Genomic DNA, 5,312 nt, shown 5'->3' on the forward strand with positions numbered 1-5,312 from the left:
GTTAATATATCAAGCTGTTGGTTGCCAAATATAAAAATTCCAACCACTGCAAGCCACGGATATTTTTGAACTGCAGAGATTTAATTCATAATTATCTCAAACTATGAGGTACGACAAAATCTCTGATTTTTGTGTACAAAAATAGCAATACTATTTTTCGTATTAAACCATAAAATAATAATCTTAATAACAAAAAAGAAATTATCATCTTAAACTAAATTTAAGATTGACCAGGCAATTATTAATACAATTCCTCCACCAAATAAAGAACCAGCTAATTTACCAATTGCTACAGTTAGAGCAGTTCTTTTGTCTTTTATTTTTAATTTTTTAATTTTCTGCCATTCATAACCTTCAAAAATACCCGCGAACCCATCTGTAATTGCATTTCCAACTAAACCTCCAACTATTGCACCGAAAATTCCAAAAAGTTCTGCACCTGATAAAACAAAAATTGCTAATGTTCCATTGTCTATCAACCCAAAAAGTATATCTGCTTTTAAAATCCGTATTGGCACTTTAAATAAAAAAATGGGAAGAATAGAAATGATTCCAAGCACAATCATAATTGGACCGATTATCCTTTTTTGAGTCAAAAAAAAAAAGCTAACTAAAAGTATAATTATAGCTAATAAACTTATATTTAAGATAGCAGTCATCAACTTTTCTTTATCCATCGCCATTTTATTATATCAATAAGTTAAAAGTATAAAAATCTTTTTAATGTTCGGCGACAATTTTAAGGATGCTAAACCAAATCTCAAATTTAGCTATTTCATATTTTTCTTTAATAGCCAATAAATGAACAATATTCTAAAAGGATAAATATATAAATAACTTTAAATTTATTATTATCATATGAATAAAATGGTTCAATTGGTGAATGGATAGTGATATTTTTAATTATGTTATCAATTGGAGTGCTAGTTTTATTCATTTCTACAGAACAGACTTATACAAAAGCAGAAGTTGATGATAGATTGAGTAAACTTAACGAAACATTAAACAGTAAATCTAATAAACCCGCATGTAAACTTCTAGAAATTGATTTTCAAAAAGATGCAGGTAAAAACGATTTTGAGATATGCAGTAATATTGGTAAGGAACCTTTATTAAGAATAATATCTAAAGATATAACACATTACAAGGGTCCCACTGGTTCTATTATGATAACTAATTTTTGTTCTGTTGAAAGACTTGTCTTTAGTCACTCTATAACAGAAACTACAATATCAAATATTGGAACAAGCATATCACGACCATATGGCGGCGAAGATTGTTCTGTTAAAGATCCCTTAAATGGTGTGGCTGAAAAAATTAAAACTACTGAAATCGATATTCTTTGCTGTTAATTTTTTATAGAATGGTTATTTTAACATTAAATCGCTAAATTTGACATTGTTAACTTATCGTTTCAGCAAAATATTATTATAATAAATAACTATGACCAAATTCGGGTAAATGAACATAATCCTAAAACATAATATTTATAAAGAGTTATTGCTCTCATAATATTTGTATTAATATGGGATGAACTACGGCAAAATAGATTTTAAGTAGATTATAAATGACAAAAATAAATAAGCTTGTAATGCATGGCTTTAAAAGCTTTGCAAACCGCACCGAAGTATTATTAGGAGACAAATTTAATTGTGTTTTAGGGCCAAATGGCTCAGGTAAATCTAATATTATGGATGCTTTATGTTTTGTGTTGGGCAGAGGTTCAGCTAAAGCTATGAGAGCTGAAAAATCGGCTAATTTAATATATAATGGCGGCAAAACTAAACAGGCCGCTAAATTTGGAGAAGTTAGCATTTATTTTGACAACAAAAATCATCAATTTCCTTTTGACGAAGAAGAAATTAAAGTTACCAGGATGGTCAATCAGAATGGTTCAAGTAAATATAAAATTAATAATAAAGCTTCTACAAGACAGGAATTGCTTGAAATGCTTTCTCAGTCAAAGATTGATCCTGACGGATTTAACATCGTTTTACAGGGAGATATAGTCCGATTTGTTGAAATGCCTCCTATTGAAAGAAGAAAGATTGTTGAAGAAATTGCAGGCATTTCTATCTATGAACAAAGAAAAGAAAAAGCGCTCCGTGAATTAACAGGGGTTGAACAGAAATTAAATGATGCAGAATTGATTTTAGGGGAAAGAAAAAATTATCTTAAAGAACTTGCAAAAGATCGGAACCATGCGCTAAAATTTAAAGAATTAAGAGATAAAGTTGATGAAAATAAAGCTTCATATTTAAACATACAAATAAAAACAAAACAAAAAATACATCACGATTTTGTTGAAAAACTTGATAAAGAAAAACATAAAATTGAGGATATTGAAAATCAAGTTAACGCGTTAAAAAAAATTAACGAAGAAAAGAGAAAAGAAACGGATAAAATTTCTAGGGATATTGAAGAAAAAGGCGAGAAAGAACAAGTAACTGTACACAAGGAAATTGAAACATTAAAAGTATTGCTTGCTACTAATCGCACAAGAATGGAAAATTGCAGTTCCGAAATTGAAAAAATTAAACAAAGAAAAACGCAGCTTAATAGCGACCTTAAGGGACTTGCCTGCAGGATTAAAGAGTTTGAATCTAAAAAAAATGGACTTGAAAAAGAAAAAAATGAAAAGCTAAAAGAAGAAAAAGTTATTGAAGCAAGTTTATCCCGGTTTAGGCAAAAAAACAATTTAGACAATGTTGAAGAAATTGAAAGAGAAATTGAAAATATTGATTCAGTAGAAGAAAAATTGCAAAAAGAAATTATGGAAATTAGACAACAACAGCAGAATTTACTTAGAAAAAAGGATCAATTAGAATATGAATTAAAAACGATTGATGAAAAGCTTGCTAAAGTTAAAGAAGTGGAATCAGAAAGCAATGAACAAATTAAAAATCTAAAGAATCGGAAAGATTTATTCAAAAAAAAGACTTTAGAACTTAACACGGCATTATCTGATGATTCCACATTGGCTGCAAGACTAAGAGAAGTAAAAACAAGGTACGAAACTTTACATGAAAAACAAATAAAATTGCAAGCAAAAAATGTAGGCATTATGGAAGCAAGTGCGTCTAACATGGCAACGAAAAAAATTAAAGAGTTAAAACTTAAGGGGGTATATGGAACAATTGCCGAACTGGGTCAAGTATCCTCAAAATATTCTTTGGCTTTAGAAGTTGCATCTGGCAATAAAATAGAAAGTATTGTTGTTGAAAATGATAAAATTGCCGCGGAATGCATAAATTATTTAAAATCAAACAGGTTAGGGATTGCAACATTTGTGCCCCTTAACAAAATTAAACCGGTCAAATCTTCAAGTGAAACTAAAAAGCTTAGTGAATCAAGAGGAGTGCACGGATTAGCAATTGATCTTGTTACATATGATAACAAATTTAAAGATGCATTTTCTTATGTTTTTGGCAACACATTGGTAATTGATGATATTAATACTGCGAGAAGAATAGGCATAGGCGCCGCTAAAATGGTGACATTGGAAGGAGACTTGGCAGATTTTTCAGGAGTCATGCGCGGCGGTTACAGAATGCGAAAAAAAGGATCAGGATTTGTTGAGCATGAAGTAACTAAAGATATCGAGAAGTGCGAGTTAGAAGTTGCCGAAATTCAAGGATTAATATCTGCCCTTGACAGAAAAAGAAAAGAAAATGAATTAAATATTGACACCCTCAGGCAAGAAAAAGCCGAGCTTGAAGGAGAAATAATTAAATTTGAAAAAAGTCTGCACCTTGAATCCGGTGACCTGGAAGCTTCAATGTCAAAAAAAGAAGGATTGAATAAAGAATTAAATGAAACCGATACCGCATTAAAAGAAGTCTTGAGCAAAATAACAAAATTGAATCGGGAACTTGCAAATAATAAAATTCAAAGACAAAATTTAAGGAATAAAATTTCAACATTGCGCAATCCCAAATTAGTTGCAGAGCTTCATACGTTTGAAGAACAGAAAAAAGATATTAAAGAAAAGTTAATACAGATTGAAGCTGAAAAAAAGAACTATGATACACACATTTCTTTAACAGCTCCAGAACAAGAAAAAATTAACGAAATACTGAAACAGCATGATAAAGAGATGAATGGTTTTGATAAAGAGATTAAATCTTTAACTGAAGCGGTTAAAACTGATGAAGAAAATTTAAAAGTTAAAGAGAAACAGGCTAAAGAGTTCTATGCCAAATATAAGACTTTGTTCGCTGAAAGATCAAAACTTTCAGATGACATCTCAAAAGCAAATTTAAAAATTGATTATTTAAGAGACAATTCCAGGAAAGCGGAGATTTCATTAAACACATTGTCCCTCGAAAATGTGCACGTTAAAGCAGAATTAAAAACCTATGAAGAAGAGTTTGAACAATATAAAGGCATTAAGTTGAATGATTTGCCTGAAGCAGACTTAAAACGCGAAATTGACAAATTTGAAAAGATGGTCCAAAACATGGGGGCTGTTAATATGAAAGCTCTTGAGATATATGAAAAAGTTGAAACTGAATATAATTTGCTGCTTGAAAAGAAAAAAAGTTTAAGCGATGAAAAAGAGGATGTTCTTCTTTTAATCAATGAAATTGAAAGTAGAAAGAAAAATATTTTTATGGAAGCTTTCAATGTAGTAAATACAAATTTTCAAAATTTTTTCGGGATGCTTTCAACCAAAGGCGAGGCTTCACTTGTTATTGAAAACTCAGAAGATTTGTTTGAAGCAGGTTTACTTATTAAAGTACGGCTTACTGGTACAAAATTTTTAGACATTCGCTCATTATCTGGCGGCGAAAAAACTATGACTGCTCTGGCGTTTATATTTGCAGTGCAAGAACATCAGCCCCATTCATTCTATGTGCTTGATGAAGTTGATGCTGCGCTCGATAAACATAACTCCGAAAAACTTGCAAAACTAGTTCGGAAGTATTGCGACCACGCGCAGTATCTCGTTATTTCTCACAATGATGCTGTAATCGGTGAAGCTTCCCCTATTTTTCCAACAATAAATCCTTTTGAATTTGAATAATCATTTTTGCAAGACCAATATATTTGTCTAATATTGCAGGACTATGCAAAAGTTGTGTTTTTCGCATTTTCCCTTTTTTCTTAAAAGAGATTGCACTCGTAGCATAGCAACGCTTGTAATTAAATGGGATACCAATCATTAATGGACGGGAATGTCTGTGTTTGTTGTAGACAGTTAAGTTTTGGATAATAAAAACGATATAACCTCGCCTATCCCACCATTTGCTTCGCTCATTCCACAGCAAGCTGTGGGGTATTACGGCGAGGTAAATTCAAAAATAGTTAAT

At 31.0% G+C, this 5,312-nt stretch carries 3 protein-coding genes; 2 read left to right on the forward strand and 1 reads right to left on the reverse strand.

Translation table 11 applies throughout. The features are described from left to right. Nucleotides 1–209 precede the first annotated feature (209 nt). A complete protein-coding gene (locus tag J4418_05085) occupies nucleotides 210–683 on the reverse strand; it encodes a hypothetical protein (GenBank protein MBS3113429.1) in 474 nt (157 codons plus the stop codon). A gap of 222 nt (nucleotides 684–905) precedes the next feature. Between J4418_05085 and J4418_05090 the strand changes: the two genes are divergently transcribed. Together J4418_05090 and smc are read left to right on the forward strand one after the other, a co-directional pair. After that, nucleotides 906–1,352, forward strand: a complete 447-nt coding sequence (locus tag J4418_05090; GenBank protein MBS3113430.1) for a hypothetical protein — start codon at nucleotides 906–908, stop codon at nucleotides 1,350–1,352. Nucleotides 1,353–1,567: 215 nt separating this feature from the next. Continuing rightward, complete coding sequence (smc, locus tag J4418_05095; GenBank protein ID MBS3113431.1) at nucleotides 1,568–5,026, forward strand: chromosome segregation protein SMC; 3,459 nt, start codon at nucleotides 1,568–1,570, stop codon at nucleotides 5,024–5,026. Nucleotides 5,027–5,312: the final 286 nt, after the last annotated feature.

The organism is Candidatus Woesearchaeota archaeon (assembly GCA_018303425.1).
GTDB lineage: Archaea > Nanobdellota > Nanobdellia > Woesearchaeales > JAGVYF01 > JAGVYF01.